This is a genomic window from Bacillus sp. TL12 (assembly GCF_022625245.1).
In the GTDB taxonomy this organism is placed as follows: Bacteria; Bacillota; Bacilli; order Bacillales; family Bacillaceae_G; genus Bacillus_A.
In genome coordinates, this window is the sequence record NZ_JAJJBY010000011.1 from 88,455 (window position 1) to 103,306 (window position 14,852).

15 protein-coding genes are annotated in these 14,852 nt (G+C 35.6%); 14 read left to right on the forward strand and 1 reads right to left on the reverse strand.

Annotated elements, in window-relative coordinates; genetic code table 11:
* Nucleotides 1-187 precede the first annotated feature (187 nt).
* The 14 genes from LOK41_RS12825 (at nucleotide 188) to LOK41_RS12890 (ending at nucleotide 13,912) form a co-directional block, all read left to right on the forward strand.
* Complete coding sequence (locus LOK41_RS12825; protein ID WP_241816848.1) at nucleotides 188-577, forward strand: hypothetical protein; 390 nt, start codon at nucleotides 188-190, stop codon at nucleotides 575-577.
* Nucleotides 578-600: 23 nt separating this feature from the next.
* Complete coding sequence (locus LOK41_RS12830) at nucleotides 601-1,092, forward strand: YpuI family protein (protein WP_241816850.1); 492 nt, start codon at nucleotides 601-603, stop codon at nucleotides 1,090-1,092.
* Nucleotides 1,093-1,298: 206 nt separating this feature from the next.
* The gene (locus LOK41_RS12835) at nucleotides 1,299-2,213 is read left to right on the forward strand and encodes a superoxide dismutase (protein WP_241816852.1); all 915 of its coding nucleotides are present in this window, start codon (nucleotides 1,299-1,301) and stop codon (nucleotides 2,211-2,213) included.
* Nucleotides 2,214-2,326: 113 nt separating this feature from the next.
* Complete coding sequence (locus LOK41_RS12840; RefSeq protein WP_241816853.1) at nucleotides 2,327-3,442, forward strand: D-alanyl-D-alanine carboxypeptidase family protein; 1,116 nt, start codon at nucleotides 2,327-2,329, stop codon at nucleotides 3,440-3,442.
* Nucleotides 3,435-4,031, forward strand: coding sequence for a spore maturation protein SpmA (spmA, locus tag LOK41_RS12845; RefSeq protein WP_000247813.1), 597 nt, complete (start codon nucleotides 3,435-3,437; stop codon nucleotides 4,029-4,031). The genes LOK41_RS12840 and spmA overlap by 8 nt, the downstream gene beginning before the upstream one ends.
* Nucleotides 4,028-4,558, forward strand: a complete 531-nt coding sequence (gene spmB / locus LOK41_RS12850; RefSeq protein ID WP_033796016.1) for a spore maturation protein SpmB — start codon at nucleotides 4,028-4,030, stop codon at nucleotides 4,556-4,558. Before spmA ends, spmB begins: the two co-directional genes overlap by 4 nt.
* A gap of 289 nt (nucleotides 4,559-4,847) precedes the next feature.
* Nucleotides 4,848-5,576: a 23S rRNA pseudouridine(2605) synthase RluB gene (rluB, locus tag LOK41_RS12855; RefSeq protein WP_241816855.1), complete on the forward strand. Its 729-nt coding sequence runs from the start codon at nucleotides 4,848-4,850 to the stop codon at nucleotides 5,574-5,576.
* Nucleotides 5,577-5,732: 156 nt separating this feature from the next.
* Complete coding sequence (gene resA, locus LOK41_RS12860; protein WP_241816856.1) at nucleotides 5,733-6,254, forward strand: thiol-disulfide oxidoreductase ResA; 522 nt, start codon at nucleotides 5,733-5,735, stop codon at nucleotides 6,252-6,254.
* A gap of 150 nt (nucleotides 6,255-6,404) precedes the next feature.
* On the forward strand, nucleotides 6,405-8,030 hold the full coding sequence (locus tag LOK41_RS12865) for a cytochrome c biogenesis ResB family protein (RefSeq protein WP_241816914.1): 1,626 nt from the start codon (nucleotides 6,405-6,407) through the stop codon (nucleotides 8,028-8,030).
* Between the two features lie 18 nt (nucleotides 8,031-8,048).
* Nucleotides 8,049-9,206: a c-type cytochrome biogenesis protein CcsB gene (ccsB, locus tag LOK41_RS12870; protein WP_241816858.1), complete on the forward strand. Its 1,158-nt coding sequence runs from the start codon at nucleotides 8,049-8,051 to the stop codon at nucleotides 9,204-9,206.
* 334 nt (nucleotides 9,207-9,540) lie between these two features.
* The gene (resD, locus tag LOK41_RS12875; protein WP_241816915.1) at nucleotides 9,541-10,257 is read left to right on the forward strand and encodes a DNA-binding response regulator ResD; all 717 of its coding nucleotides are present in this window, start codon (nucleotides 9,541-9,543) and stop codon (nucleotides 10,255-10,257) included.
* Entirely contained in the window at nucleotides 10,257-12,032 is a 1,776-nt protein-coding gene (locus tag LOK41_RS12880; protein ID WP_241816859.1) for an ATP-binding protein, read from the forward strand. The genes resD and LOK41_RS12880 overlap by 1 nt, the downstream gene beginning before the upstream one ends.
* A 598-nt stretch (nucleotides 12,033-12,630) precedes the next feature.
* Nucleotides 12,631-13,212 (forward strand): cob(I)yrinic acid a,c-diamide adenosyltransferase, encoded by a 582-nt coding sequence (locus LOK41_RS12885; RefSeq protein WP_241816861.1) that lies wholly within the window; start codon nucleotides 12,631-12,633, stop codon nucleotides 13,210-13,212.
* Between the two features lie 85 nt (nucleotides 13,213-13,297).
* Nucleotides 13,298-13,912: a peptidoglycan DD-metalloendopeptidase family protein gene (locus LOK41_RS12890; protein ID WP_241816863.1), complete on the forward strand. Its 615-nt coding sequence runs from the start codon at nucleotides 13,298-13,300 to the stop codon at nucleotides 13,910-13,912.
* Between the two features lie 27 nt (nucleotides 13,913-13,939).
* Here LOK41_RS12890 and LOK41_RS12895 read toward each other — a convergent pair whose 3' ends face one another.
* Nucleotides 13,940-14,626 carry a hypothetical protein gene (locus tag LOK41_RS12895; RefSeq protein WP_241816864.1) on the reverse strand — a complete coding sequence of 229 codons (687 nt, stop codon included), beginning with the start codon at nucleotides 14,624-14,626 and terminating at the stop codon, nucleotides 13,940-13,942.
* Between the last annotated feature and the right edge of the window lie 226 nt (nucleotides 14,627-14,852).

Consider the following 14,852-nt stretch of genomic DNA (forward strand, 5'->3'; position numbering starts at 1 on the left):
GACAATATTCTTATTATGACAAACTTCAGGAAAAATAAAAAGGTAAATTGCAGGATATAAAAGCTATTTTTTATATAAATATATAAATATCATATATATTTTGTTAAGAATTAATGAAGGATCAGAATTTTGTTTATTCAGAAAAATAAGTTAAAATAGAACAAAATAAGGAAGAGAGGGAAAGCAGATGGTTATAATAGGTTACGCAGGCTATGAACTAGAAAAAGCACAACCTAATACATCAGAAGATTTCTTTAATCGATCTGAAGTAACTTATATGTTGGGTGAGCAAGAAAAAACATTTTCTGTATTATATGTCCGTTATTTTGAAGAAATTTTACAAGAAATTACTCCGTTTGAAGGAAATCCAGTTTTTAAAATAGAAGAACAAGACATATATTTACGTGATATCGTTGCTATAGCTTGTTTTGTAAAAAATAAAGAACTTCGTGGGCAAAAGCGTGTATATATTAATGTAATAGAAGATTTTCAAAAATATTTTGATGACAAAACAGTGGTAAAAGTACAAAACATAATGGCTGAGTTACATAAAAATAAAAAAGTAGAAATAGCGTAAAATGGCAAAGGAGAGAAAAGGATATGTCTAATTCAATGGTTGAAAATCAAACGAATCAAATTTCGGGGTTTTTAGAAGAGGTTATTACTTTAATGACTGATTTTGTAAATTATCATACATTACCTTCTTTATTAGAAGAGTCACCAGAAGGTAATAAGCATTATTATGAAGGTTTATTATCGGCATTAAGACGATTACTTGTATTTTGTGAAGAAGGATTGGATGCGTGCCTTGTTTTATTGAGTAGTCAACCATTTCGAAAAGCGGCTGCTGAGAAAACATTATATAAAATCTACCATCAAGTAATTGCTGAATTCTTTTCACCAAAGAGTGATCAATGGTATGAAAATAGTCGCTCGGCATATACAGGAAAAAATTCCATTGCTTTTCAACAAGTACCACCTCGCTCAATTGAAAAAGTAATGCAAGAATTAGAAGGTAAGTTCCAAACGATGCGTGAGGAATTAGAATATTATGAAACGGACTATCAAACAAAGATATTACACAAGTATTAAAATATGGTTGAAAGAAAACCATTCTTTTCAGATGGAAGATAGGATCCGGCCGTGGATAGAAGCGGTCAGGTCCTTTTTTAATCCCATGCGATGTGAGAACAAAAGGAGAGAAAGAGTGGAGGCTTCTTTTGCTGTTTTGTACGGTATATACAATGTGGGAACTGAATATAGTTAAAGTGGATAGCATCAAGGAGGTGTCGCGTTGTATGAACCAGCAAGGTGCATTTACGGATTACTTTCATGAGGTAGAAAATTGGTGTGAAAGTGTTCTTCACGTACTAGATAGTCGTGCAACTGAAGTGTATGACGTCCATATGCTTGCCTATAAAATTCAAATGCTATTAGACCGTATGAAAGAAAATGAATATGAGACAGATGCTGAATTGCTGTATGAGATAAGTGAAGATGTGGAGCACATTCAAAATCATTTACAAGAAGTATTTATGTACGAGAATGAACAATATGAATTGTACGAAAGAGCATATACTGAACGATCTGTTCCGATTGGAGGGCATACGCTTCCTCCACTTCCTTATCCATACAATGCGTTAGAACCGTATATTTCTCAAGAAATTATGATGCTGCATCATGATAAACATCATCGCAGTTATGTAGAAGGGCTGAATAAAGCAGAAAAAATGATGGAAGAAGCAAGGAAAACAAACAAATTTGATTTAATAAAGCATTGGGAAAGGGAAGCGGCTTTTCACGGTTCAGGTCATTATTTACACACGATATTTTGGAATAACATGAAAAAAGATGGGGGCGGAAGTCCAAGAGGTGCATTATCTCGACAAATTGAGAAAGATTTTGGAAGCTTTTTACGTTTTCAAAAGCATTTTACAGAAGCTGCATCGAAGGTAGAAGGATCTGGTTGGGCGATTCTTGTGTGGGTACCTCGTTCGGGAAGATTAGAGATTTTACAGAGTACCCTTCATCAATTATTCACACAGTGGGATACGATACCGTTACTTGTGCTTGATGTATGGGAACATGCATATTACTTGCAGTACCAAAATCGAAAAGATGAGTACATTAAAAATTGGTGGAATGTTGTAAATTGGCCAGATGTGGAAAAGCGCTTTGAAAGTGCGAAGCAGCTTGAGTGGACCCCGTACTAGACGCATATTTGTGCGTCTTTTTTTGCTGGTATAGAATAGAATATTTCGTTCATATTTTATAGGGCCAAGCATACACTTGTACAAAAAGTGCCAAAAGGACGTGGTGGGGGAATATGAGACTAATTTGGATTGCACTTATTTTAATGTGTGCGAGTATTATACCGATTCATACATATGCACAAATGAATGATGTAAGCGCCCATAATGCTATATTGATGGAAGAACATTCAGGACGAGTTTTATATGGGAAATTAGAACATGAACCACAGAAAATCGCTAGCATCACAAAAATTATGACTGCCTTACTTGCTGCTGAATCAGGAAGAATGAAAGAAGCTGTACCTATTAGCGATAAAGCTGTTCGAGTAGAGGGCTCGGCCATTTATTTAAAACCTGGGGGGAAAGTACCGCTAGAAGATTTAGTTTATGGTTTAATGCTCCGTTCAGGTAATGATGCAGCCCAAGCAATTGCTGAAAATGTTGGAGGAAGCATAGAAGGATTTGTTTATTTGATGAATGAAAAAGCGCAACAAATCGGAATGAAAGATACACATTTTTCAAATCCGCATGGTTTAGATGGAGACGGTACGCACTATTCATCTGCATATGATATGGCGCTTTTAACACGGTATGCAATGGGAAATGAAACGTTTCGGAAAATTTTCGGAACAAAAACATATCAATCGAAAGCATGGGATTATCCATGGAAAAACAAGCATAAACTTGTAACCTCTTATTATGAATTTGCAACAGGAGGAAAGACGGGATTTACAAAGAAAGCTGGGCGTACACTTGTTACAACAGCTTCGAAAGATGGTTTAGATTTAATTGTAGTGACGCTTAATGCATCTAGTGATTGGGATGACCATATGTATTTATTTGATCAAGGATTTAAACAGTATGAGTTAACGAAAGTTCTAGAGCAAGGAGCGCTCTCTGGACTGAAAGAAAAGAAGTATACAAATCATGTTTATACCAAAAATGGTTTTTCGGTACCTTTAACAGTAGATGAGAGAAAAGAAGTCTTGCTAAAAGTTGAACTTGATAAAAATGCGAAGTTAAAGAGTGGAGAAAAAATAGGGAAAACAATTATTTATGTAGGTAACGAGAAAGTAGGCGAGCGCAATTTATTTTATAGTAAACGAAAGCTAGTTGCCACAACGGGAGTATATTGGAATGATGTGAGAGAGATTTTCTCTCATATGTTAGGTGTCGGAACAGATGGTTAACCTCGTATGGGTGGCGATGGCGGTCATTGGGATTGTATATGCGATGGTAAACGGAACGATGGAGGAAGTGAATAAAGCAGTTTTTGAAGGGTCAAAAGATGCAGTAACAATTTGTATTGGGCTAATTAGTGTTTTAGTCTTTTGGCTCGGTTTAATGAAAATTGCTGAAGAAGCAGGCTTATTAAAGAAATTAGTCTCATTTTTTATGCCAGTTGTAAAAAGGTTGTTTCCAGAAGTGCCAAAAGACCACCCTTCGATGGGGTTTATTTTATCAAATATGATGGCAAATTTTTTTGGATTAGGAAATGCAGCGACGCCACTTGGTATTAAAGCCATGGAACAGCTTAAGGAATTGAATGGGGGAAAGGATTCGGCAAGTCGTTCTATGGTGACATTTTTAGCTTTAAATACATCTGCAATTACATTGATACCGACTACTGTAATTTCAATTCGGATGACGTATGAGTCGGCGAATCCGACTGAAATTGTTGGTGTTACGTTTATTGCACAAGTGTTATCAATGATTGGAGCGATTTGGATTGACCGCTATTTTTACCGAAGACGGAGCAGAAAGGGGCGGAAAAAGTGAGTATTGTTAATACAATTTCATTATGGGTGATTCCATGTGTTATTGGTTTTATCCTATTGTATGGGACGATAAAAAAAGTTCCAACGTACGAATCATTTGTAGAGGGCGGAAAAGAAGGAATCCAGATTGCTATTTCTATTTTACCATTTATGGTAGGGATGCTTGTATCTATTTCTATTTTCAGGGCATCAGGGGCACTAGATGCCATGATTTCCGTCATGAAGCCAATGTTAGATATGATTCACGTGCCAGCAGAAATTGTGCCGCTTGCGCTTATACGTCCCATTTCTGGCTCTGCAGGATTAAGTATTACTACAGATTTAATTGCTACATATGGGCCTGATTCATTTATTGGTAGGCTTGCTTCCACGATGCAAGGAAGTACAGATACAACATTTTATATTTTAACAGTGTACTTCGGAGCTGTTGGGATTCGTAAAATGGGAGATGCCTTAAAGGTAGGATTGTTCGCAGATTTAATTGGGATTATTTGTTCTATTGTGTTCGTTTCTTTATTGTTTCAGTAATCGGTATTCATTTTTTGCGTCAATTCGCTTATAATACGTATACGACCGCTATTAAGAGTAGGCTTAATAGTGGTTTTTTTTGTGGAGTATTTTTGACAAAATAATGAACTTTTGTTGTGAACAACTGTATGAACGTAAACAATAATAAAGGATAAAACTAGCATTCAGCCTTTAAAAGTTTGCACTATAGCTATGTTGTTTATGATAGACGAGGAAAATCGCTGTAAACCTTCGGCGGTTGCCAAGTCTTTCTAATGAAGGTAAGATAAATTTGAGGTGAATTAAGGAAATGGAACGATTACAAAAAGTGATTGCGCAAGCTGGAATTGCGTCAAGAAGAAAAGCTGAAGAGCTTATTCAGCAAGGAAAAGTGAAAGTTAACGGTAAAGTAGTGACTGAGTTAGGAACAAAGGTAACTCCTCAAGATAAAGTAGAAGTAAATAATATTCCTCTTGAAAAAGAAGAACCTGTGTATTTCTTACTATACAAACCAACAGGTGTTATTTCGAGTGTATCAGATGACAAAGGAAGAAAAGTTGTTACGGACTTTTTCCCTGAAATCACACAGCGTTTATTCCCAATTGGTCGTTTAGACTATGATACGTCTGGTGTACTCCTTATGACAAACGATGGTGACTTTGCAAACATATTAATGCATCCAAAATATAAAGTTGAGAAAACATATGTTGCAAAAGTAAAAGGACCATTAACAGGAGAAAAAATTCGCTTGTTAGAAAAAGGTGTTGAACTAGAAGATGGAAAGACAGCACCAGCACGTGTGAAAATTCTTTCTTGGGATAAACGTAAAGAAATGGCAATTGTTCAATTAACAATCCATGAAGGACGTAACCGTCAAGTTCGCCGCATGTTCGAAGCGCTTGGCTGTAAAGTAATGAAATTAAAACGTGAACGTTACGCTTTCTTAGAAGCAGGAAGCTTACGTCCTGGTGATGCGAGAGAGTTATCACCTCATGAAGTAAAACAACTACGTGCGCTTGCTTCTACAAAACCAAGATAAGTGGTAAAGTCAAATTTTCATCCGTGGGGAGTGTTATTTCCCGCGGGTGATTATAGAGATATATACACGAAAATAAACAAATGCTCGAAGTAAGGGACAAGTTAGTAGTTACAGAAATTGTTTACATACAAATTCATCAAAGAGAGGGGAGCGAGTATGAATAAGAATCGCTTGCTATTTCGCATTCTTATTTTGCTTATTTTAAGCGTAGCAGTAGGATTTACACTCTATCAAGGTTTTTTTGTTGATAAGGAAAAAATGCAAATCGGGAAAAAAGCGCCTAACTTTGTTGTTACAGATTTAGAAGGAAAGAAAATCGAGTTAAATGACTTGAAGGGAAAAGGAGTATTCTTAAACTTTTGGGGAACATGGTGTAAACCGTGTGAAAAAGAGATGCCTTATATGAATGAATTATATCCTAAATATAAAGAAAAAGGCGTTGAAATCATTGCGTTAGATGCAGATGAAACGAATATTGCAGTGAAAAATTTTGTGAATCAATATGGATTAACGTTCCCTGTGGCAATTGATAAAGGGCAAGAAATAATCGGTACATACAGCGTGGGACCATTGCCAACATCATTTTTAATTGATAAAGACGGAAATGTAATTGAAAAAATCACGGGTACACAAACGAAGGATCAAATAGAGGGATATTTAAAGAAGATTACTCCTTAATAAAGAAAGCCTTTACATAATGTGATAGTTAATATGTTTGCTAGATGAAGGTGCTTTGCTTTGTCTTAGTACCCCTCTTGAAAATTCTGAGTATTGCGGTAACTTACACTTGGAAGATACAATGATAAATAGAAACAAAAGGCGGTGAGAATATTGGAACAAATAAAATGTGAATGTGGGCATGTAAACCCAATTGGCACAATTTTTTGCGAAGCTTGTGGGAAACCTTTTGAAAGTAAGGAAGGTACAAGATTATTAGATATGCGATATGAGGGGAGTGCTCGGCGCTCTCTTACTCATACGAAAACAATCGTGGATAAGATTTGGAGCTTTTTTTCTTCTGTAAAAGTAGGAGTATGGCTTATAGTTATCACTCTATTAGCATCAGCAGTTGGAACAATATTCCCACAAGAAATGTACATACCTCCAGGTGTTACGCCGAGTGAATATTATGAGCAGGAATATGGTTTTCTAGGGCAATTATATTATCAACTAGGTTTTAATAATTTATATAGCTCATGGTGGTATATGATTTTAATTGCTTCGATTGGTGTATCACTTGTGATATGTAGTTTGGATCGTGTAATCCCGCTGTATAAAGCTTTAAAAAAGCAGGGGGTAAAAAGGCACCCAAGTTTTTTAAAGAGACAACGGTTGTATGGGACAGGATCTCCAAAAGAAGGAGATTTAGAACAGATTCAAGCTAATTTAAAGAAAAAAAATTATAATGTAAGAGTTGATGGTGAAAATATTTTAGCAGAAAAAGGAAGATTCTCTCGTTGGGGTCCATATGTCAATCATATCGGTCTTATTATTTTTCTATTTGGAGCAATGCTACGGTTTCTTCCGAGCATGTATGTGGATGAATCGCTATGGCTACGTGATGGTGAAACAAAAGAGATACCAGGGACGGATGGCAAGTATTATTTAAAAAATGAAAAGTTTATAAAAGAAGTTTATGACAAAAGTAAAGATGATCAAGTATTTAATGATGCGATTGAGCGTGTGGGCGATAAAATGATTGCTAAAAACTATCAAACGAATGCTGTATTATACAAAGTGGTAGGGGAAAATGTTGCCGGACAAAAACCAAAGTTAGAGAAGGTAAAAAAAGGTGAGATTCGGGTAAATGAACCGCTCAAATTTGATCAATTTGCCTTATATCAATTAGATTTTAAAGAAAATGAATTTAGTAGTATGTCTTTTTCTTTACAGAAAAAAGACAATCAACAAAAATGGACACCTATTAAAGTGAATCTAGAAAATCCAAAAGAAACGTACGATTTAGGAGATGGATATTCTATTAAACTATTAAGTTATTTCCCTGATTTTTATTTTGATGAGAATGGTCAGCCGAATACAAAAACAAAGATTCCGAATAATCCAGCTTTCGTATTTAAAATGTTTACGCCAGAGACACCAAAAGGAGAAGTAAGCTTTGTAGGGATACAACAAAATATTGAACCAGAAGGAAATAATCAATATAAAATGACCTTTGCGGGAGTAGAAATGCGAAACGCTACAGGGTTGATTGTAAGAAAAGATTTGACGCTATGGATTCTTGGTATCGGAGGATTTATCTTCATGGTTGGTGTGATTCAAGGGATGTATTGGAATCATCGTCGCATTTGGATACAACGTGTTAAAGATGAATGGTGGATTGCGGGTCATACAAATAAAAATTGGTTTGGCTTGCGGAAAGATATTGAAAAAGTACTTGAAGGAACAACAATTCCACAACCATACGACAAAGTAAATGACCAAAAAATTAGTTAAGGTGGGGAGAGAGAATAAATGGTACAAATAAGCAGTAATTTTCTATTTACCGCTTTTATTCTATATTTAATTGCAACACTGTTCTTTGGAGGAGCAATTAAAGAGAAAGAACGGAAGTGGGCAAATATAGGTATAACCATAACAATTTTAGGGTTCGCCGCTCAAACTGTATACTTTGTAACAAGATGGATTGCTTCAGGGCATGCCCCAGTAAGTAATTTCTTTGAGTTTGGTACATTCTTTGGCATGATGCTTGTTGGTGCTTTTATTGCTATGTACTTCATGTATCGTGTTAGTATCGTCGGATTATTTGCTTTACCAGTAGCGCTGTTATTAATTGCATATGCAAGTATGTTTCCAAGAGAAATTTCACCGCTTATTCCATCGCTGAAAAGTAATTGGCTACATATTCATGTAACAACAGCGGCAGCTGGACAAGCTATTTTAGCAATTAGTTTTATTACAGGTGTTATGTATTTGCTTAAAAATGTAGATCAATCCAAAAAATCGAAACGAACATTTTGGTTAGAAACAGTGGTGTTTACACTCGTTTGTACTGTCGGATTTATCGCTGTAACAACGGTTTATTCAGCGACAAAATATGAAGCGAAATTTCAATGGGTGGATAAAAATGAACAGAAAGTAGAGATGAAATATAATCTTCCTGCGCTAGTTGGCCCACATGAAGGAGAATTACTAACAACTGGGAAACTTGAACCAATTGCAGAAATGCCTGCTATTATAAATGCAAAGAAATTAAATACAGTCATTTGGTCATTGCTTGTTGGGACAGGGCTTTATATTGTATTAAGATTAATTTTACGAAAAAGGGTATCTGCGGCTCTTCAGCCAGTAGTGAGAAATGTTAACAGTGATTTACTCGATGAAATTGGATATCGCTCTATTGCGATTGGATTCCCAGTCTTTACGTTAGGGGCACTAATTTTTGCGATGATTTGGGCACAAATTGCATGGACTCGTTTTTGGGGATGGGATCCAAAAGAAGTATGGGCACTTATTACATGGCTCTTTTATGCTGCAGTTTTACATTTACGTTTATCTAAAGGGTGGCATGGTGAGAAGTCAGCATGGCTTGCGGTAATTGGATTTGCGATTATCATGTTTAATTTTATAGTGGTAAACTTAATTATCGCTGGTTTACACTCATATGCATAAGGAAGCGCATGCTGCAGTTCAGCATGATAAAATAGGAGAGTGGTTGTCACTTTCCTATTTTATTTTTGTCAATTTCTTTTCTTTTTTGAGAAAAACATGGCAAAATAAAGGTTGATTTTGTAAAATGATGTCGGGGCCTAAATGTCCTGTTCAAAAAAAATACATATTTTTGGAAAAGAAATGAACAAACTTTATTATTCTTGTGAAGCATAATATCTAAGGTGGAAGACTAACATTTTAGAACTATCTATTATGAGATAAGAGTAAAAACGGTATTACATTATAGAAGGGTAGGTGTAAACCGTTGTCATATTTTTTACGGCAGCGGGAAGCAATGGAAAACGAACCAAGAATTTTAATTGTGGATGATGAAGATCGTATTCGTCGTTTATTAAAAATGTATTTAGAAAGAGAACAATATACGATTGATGAGGCTGATAATGGTGATACAGCTTTAGAAAAAGCATTGCAAAATGACTATGATTTAATCTTATTAGATATCATGATGCCTGGAAAAGATGGAATTGAAGTATGTAAAGGGATTCGTGAGAAAAAAGCAACACCAATTATTATGCTGACAGCTAAAGGCGAAGAAGTAAACAGGGTGCAAGGATTTGAAGTTGGCTCCGATGATTATATCGTAAAGCCGTTTAGTCCACGTGAAGTAGTTCTTCGTGTAAAAGCAGTATTACGCCGTTCTGTAACAACAACATTCTTTACACAAGATACAACAACAAAAGATGTTATTGTATTCCCGCATTTAACAATTGATAACGATGCGCATCGCGTTACAGCGGATGGTGATGAAGTTAACTTAACACCAAAGGAATATGAATTATTGCTATTTTTAGCAAAGGCTCCTGATAAAGTGTTTGATCGTGAACAATTGTTAAAAGAGGTATGGCAATATGAATTCTTTGGAGATTTGCGTACAGTAGATACACACGTAAAGCGTTTGCGTGAAAAGTTAAGTAAAAAATCATCTGAAGCAGCAAAGATGATTGTAACTGTATGGGGTGTTGGTTATAAGTTTGAGGTTGTGAACGGCTGATGCTTTGGAGAAGTGTAGTAGGAAAGCTATGGATGACAATATTGCTTCTTGTTTCATTTGTCCTTGGCTTTGTTGCCATTTTGCTTTCACAGTTTTTTGATAATTACTATATTGAAATGAGCGAAAATCGGCTTACAAAAGTAGCGACAAGTGTTTCGGAATTAATTGAAGAAGGTGCAGACGAAGAAACGATTGAAAATATCGCATATAAGTTTGCTGATCCGCTCTCACGAATTATTATTGTAAAGGGGGATCATGAAGTTTCTTCTTCACCGAAACAAGAAGGATTGGTAGATCTTACAATAGAAGATCTGAAAAAGGATAAAGATTTAGCAGCTGTTTTTATAGATAAAAAAGAAAATAAAGAAAAAATAAAAAAAGTGTCTGATGACAAGACGAATAAGAATTCCGAAAATGATATTATGATTGTTGGTAAACCACTCCAATCATCAAATCATAGTGCGGTGTTTGTATATCAATCATTGCAAGTTCCAAAACAAGGTATGGAAAAAGCGACTGATTTCATTTTTCTATCAGCGGGAATTGCAATTATTTTAACAACGTTCTTTGCATTTTTCTTATCGACACGAATTACAGCTCCTCTTCGTAAAATGCGTGAAGTAGCCTTTGAAGTGGCACGCGGAAAATTTGATACGAAAGCACCTATGGTTTCGCAAGATGAAATAGGAGAGCTAGCAACGGCATTAAATCAAATGGGAAAACAATTGAAGTTTAATATTAATGCGCTGCAACAAGAAAAAGAACAACTCTCCAGTATTTTAAGTAGTATGGCAGATGGGGTTGTAACATTGAATCAAGAAGGTGAAGTTGTTGTTATCAATCCACCAGCGGAGCGCTTTTTACAAGTTTGGCAAGAAGAAAAAGAGTTGGAATTAAGTAGAAATTTACCACCTGAGCTTGTTGAGTTGTTTCATCTTGTAGTAGAGAGTGAGCAGCAGCAAGTTATTGAAATTAATTTACAAAAGGGTAATTACGTTGTTCTTATGACTCCGCTATATAATCAAACAAAAATTCGTGGTGCTGTCGCAGTCCTTCGAGATATGACGGAAGAACGTCGTCTTGAGAAAATGCGTCAAGATTTTATTGCGAATGTGTCTCATGAATTGCGTACTCCGATGGTTATGCTTCAAGGTTATAGTGAGGCAATCTTAGATGATGTTGTTCAAACGAAAGAGGAGATAAATGAGTTTGTGCAAATTATTTATGATGAGTCTGTTCGTTTAGGACGCCTTGTAAATGAACTGTTAGATTTAGCTCGGATGGAAAGTGGTCATGTAGAACTGCATATATCTGAAGTGGATATTCATCCGTTTGTTGAGAAAATTGGCCGTAAGTTCCAAGGGATTGCGCAGGATAAAGAAGTGCAGTTAACCGTTGATTTCCGTAATCCGATTGAGGAGCATCCATTTGATGCGGATCGTATGGAACAGGTATTAACGAACTTAATAGATAATGCAATTAGGCATACAAACGCAGGTGGTCATGTTAAGCTTATTATTGATACGAAAAATAATGGACTAGTCTTTGAAGTGCAAGATTCAGGTGCAGGTATCCCTGAAGAAGATATTCCATTCTTATTTGACCGCTTCTATAAAGCTGATAAAGCAAGAACACGTGGGAAAACGGGCGGTACTGGTTTAGGGCTTGCAATTGCTAAAAACATTGTGCAAGGTCATGACGGGAAAATCTCCATATCAAGTGTTGTTGGAGAAGGGACAACATTCTCTGTATATTTACCAGGTCAATCCATATAAGTGATATTGTTGTGAGTGAATACTGAAGTTCTAATATTTTTTATTCTTTTTGAGTTTTAATATCTTCTCAATGGAATGAAGAATATTAGAACTTTTTATTTTAGTGTGCTATTGGTAGAGGGTAGTCCCTTTATGAAAATTGATTGGAAGATAAAAAGGTTACACTAGGGAAAGAATAAATCCATATTGATTTGCTGGTATATCATTCGTGTCTATGAAAACAAAAGGTAATCACTACTCATTTTCTCCTGCTGTTTTCACATGGCATGGGGCTGAAAGAGAGCCTGACAGTTTTTACGCACGGCTGGTTCCTCTCTTTCGTCAAAAAAAGGTTTATACCGTTTTTCAATGTATATAAATCTATTTTAACTTTCCGACATATAAGTCGCGGCTATGAAAATAAAAGAAGGTCCCCACTCATTTTCTCCTTCTGTTTTCACATGGTATGGGGCTGAAAAAGGAACTGACCGCTTCTACCCATGACTGGATGCTCTCTCACCACAAAAAAAGAAAGTTTTTAATTCGTTTTTAAAATGTATACTTATATTTGTAATAACTAGTGTAATGAATAAAGCTTAAAAAGAGAGGTGTAGAAGATTTGAAACTATATACAAAAACAGGAGATAAAGGACAAACAAGTATTATCGGTGGGCGAGTTGATAAAAATCATATTCGTGTAGAAGCATATGGAACAATTGATGAGGCAAACTCTCATATTGGATATGCGATGACTATGATTCGAGAAGAACGCTTTCAGGATATATATGATGAGCTTGAAAAGATTCAGCATGAGTTGTTTGATTGTGGTGGTGATTTAGCAATTATGCAGCAAACAATGCCGTATAAAGTAACGGAAGAGATGGTTATATATTTAGAAGAACGAATTGATTGCTACATAGAAGAAGCTCCACCGCTGGAGCGATTTATTTTGCCTGGTGGGAGCGCAGCGTCCGCGATGATTCATGTTGCACGTACGGTAACGAGAAGAGCTGAGCGTCATATTGTATCGTTAGGAAAGCAAGCAGAAATAAATGAAGTTGTATTGCGATATGTTAATCGATTATCTGATTATTTATTTGCAATAGCTAGGGTGATAAACGCTCGTCTTAATGTAAGAGATGTTGAATATAAACGAAGTGCAATTGTTTTTCGTAATAAGGAAGAGAAGGAAGTGGAGTGATTCACTTTCTTTTTTTGTATACTTTTTTCCGTAATATACCACAATAGAGAAAGTGTGACGGTTATCAAAAAAACGGAGGATGTATATGAAAGTCTTAAAAATCGGTATACTTGTCGTTGGGATGTTTTTTAGTTCTCAAGTATACGCTTATGCTGAGGATGAACGATGGATATGGCCTGTAGATGGAAGAATTAGTGATTATTTTGGAACAAGGAATGGAAAGCACTACGGTATTGATATAGCTGCCTCAATCGGAACGCCGGTTGCGGCGATTCGGGGTGGAACGGTAACAAAATCCTATTTTTCAAATAGTTATGGACATGTAGTGTTTATTAAACATGGAGAATATGAAGCTGTTTACGCTCATTTAAATAAGAGATATGTACTGCAGGGGGAGCGTATTGCAAGAGGTGAGGTAATTGGTGAAGTAGGTAATACAGGTGAATCACGAGGAGCGCATCTGCACTTAGAAGTTCATAAGGGTGCTTGGACGTTCGGGAAAAGAAATGCAATGGATCCTTTGCTTGTTTTAAAGGAAGAGATGAATCAAATAGCATCAGCATCACTATATATTGTGCAAAAAGGAGACACTTTGGTCAGTATTGCACATAAGTTCGGTATGACAGTTCGTGAAATAAAAGTGAAAAATGAATTGAGGCAAGATCTGATTTATCCAAATCAAAAATTATATATAAATTAAAAAAGAGCTAGCAAAACTAGCTCTTTTTTACCAAAAAATAAAGACACATATAAATCCAGAAATGGCTAAATAGCTATAATAATAAAAGACCTTCGCCCTCGTTTTTTCCGTTGTTCGAAATAATACTATGGTTGGTTCAATTAGTCCAATTGTCAAACACAGTAGACCAAGGAGCATACAACCGATAGAAAAAGAATACAGGGCAACTTGTATTTGTTGGAATGGAATAATCCATTTTAATAAACATGCAATAAGTGCGGTATAACATATGCTGCCAATGTATTTGTTTAAAATTGTATTAGAACGAAAACCAGGAAGCTTTTTCAAAAAGGATCGAGAAACAACTTCTGTTTGTAAAGAAGTATGATCTTCGATTATTTTTTGTGCTTCTTTTCCTTTATGAAAGAGAGAGAGAATCCAATTACGCTTTCCTTGGAAAATAAATTGCGATGTTGTTAAATAGTGATCAATTTTCACTTTATCCCAACTGTTCCATGGATGACGTTCACATAGCTTTAGTTTACTTTCTGTTGTTTTATCATACTGATAAATACTAATTCCTTCTTCATCAAAAGTAGCATAGTATGTTTCTCTTGAAAATGCGCCTAAATCAATTGGACAGTAGAAAAGTAACTCTTTTTTTAAATAAAAGTATTCTTTTCTTAAGTTTTTTTTCATCGTTTCTTGAATAGAGTGTCTTTTTTCTTTTCTCATGACATTTCCTCCGTATTAAGAAAATGCTCTTATCTTAACAATTCAACATCTTATCACTTTTCTGTATGGATGACTAGGGAATTGCGAAGGAAAAAATCGAATTGTAAAAAATATGGATTGTGTTGTCACATAATCCGATGACTGTTTTTATATTGTATGTATCCCACTATTCATGGGCAGTAAGACCCTGCCTCAAGATTCAGAGGAAAACAAAGAAGGTAGGAGG

What these genes read in the sequence shown, in the direction of transcription:
- LOK41_RS12825 (WP_241816848.1), top strand. Translation starts at nt 188, where the DNA reads ATGGTTATAATAGGTTACGCAGGCTATGAACTAGAAAAAGCACAACCT.
- LOK41_RS12830 (WP_241816850.1), top strand. Translation starts at nt 601, where the DNA reads ATGTCTAATTCAATGGTTGAAAATCAAACGAATCAAATTTCGGGGTTT.
- LOK41_RS12835 (WP_241816852.1), top strand. Translation starts at nt 1,299, where the DNA reads ATGAACCAGCAAGGTGCATTTACGGATTACTTTCATGAGGTAGAAAAT.
- LOK41_RS12840 (WP_241816853.1), top strand. Translation starts at nt 2,327, where the DNA reads ATGAGACTAATTTGGATTGCACTTATTTTAATGTGTGCGAGTATTATA.
- spmA (WP_000247813.1), top strand. Translation starts at nt 3,435, where the DNA reads ATGGTTAACCTCGTATGGGTGGCGATGGCGGTCATTGGGATTGTATAT.
- rluB (WP_241816855.1), top strand. Translation starts at nt 4,848, where the DNA reads ATGGAACGATTACAAAAAGTGATTGCGCAAGCTGGAATTGCGTCAAGA.
- resA (WP_241816856.1), top strand. Translation starts at nt 5,733, where the DNA reads ATGAATAAGAATCGCTTGCTATTTCGCATTCTTATTTTGCTTATTTTA.
- ccsB (WP_241816858.1), top strand. Translation starts at nt 8,049, where the DNA reads ATGGTACAAATAAGCAGTAATTTTCTATTTACCGCTTTTATTCTATAT.
- resD (WP_241816915.1), top strand. Translation starts at nt 9,541, where the DNA reads ATGGAAAACGAACCAAGAATTTTAATTGTGGATGATGAAGATCGTATT.
- LOK41_RS12880 (WP_241816859.1), top strand. Translation starts at nt 10,257, where the DNA reads ATGCTTTGGAGAAGTGTAGTAGGAAAGCTATGGATGACAATATTGCTT.
- LOK41_RS12890 (WP_241816863.1), top strand. Translation starts at nt 13,298, where the DNA reads ATGAAAGTCTTAAAAATCGGTATACTTGTCGTTGGGATGTTTTTTAGT.
- LOK41_RS12895 (WP_241816864.1), bottom strand. Translation starts at nt 14,626, where the DNA reads ATGAGAAAAGAAAAAAGACACTCTATTCAAGAAACGATGAAAAAAAAC.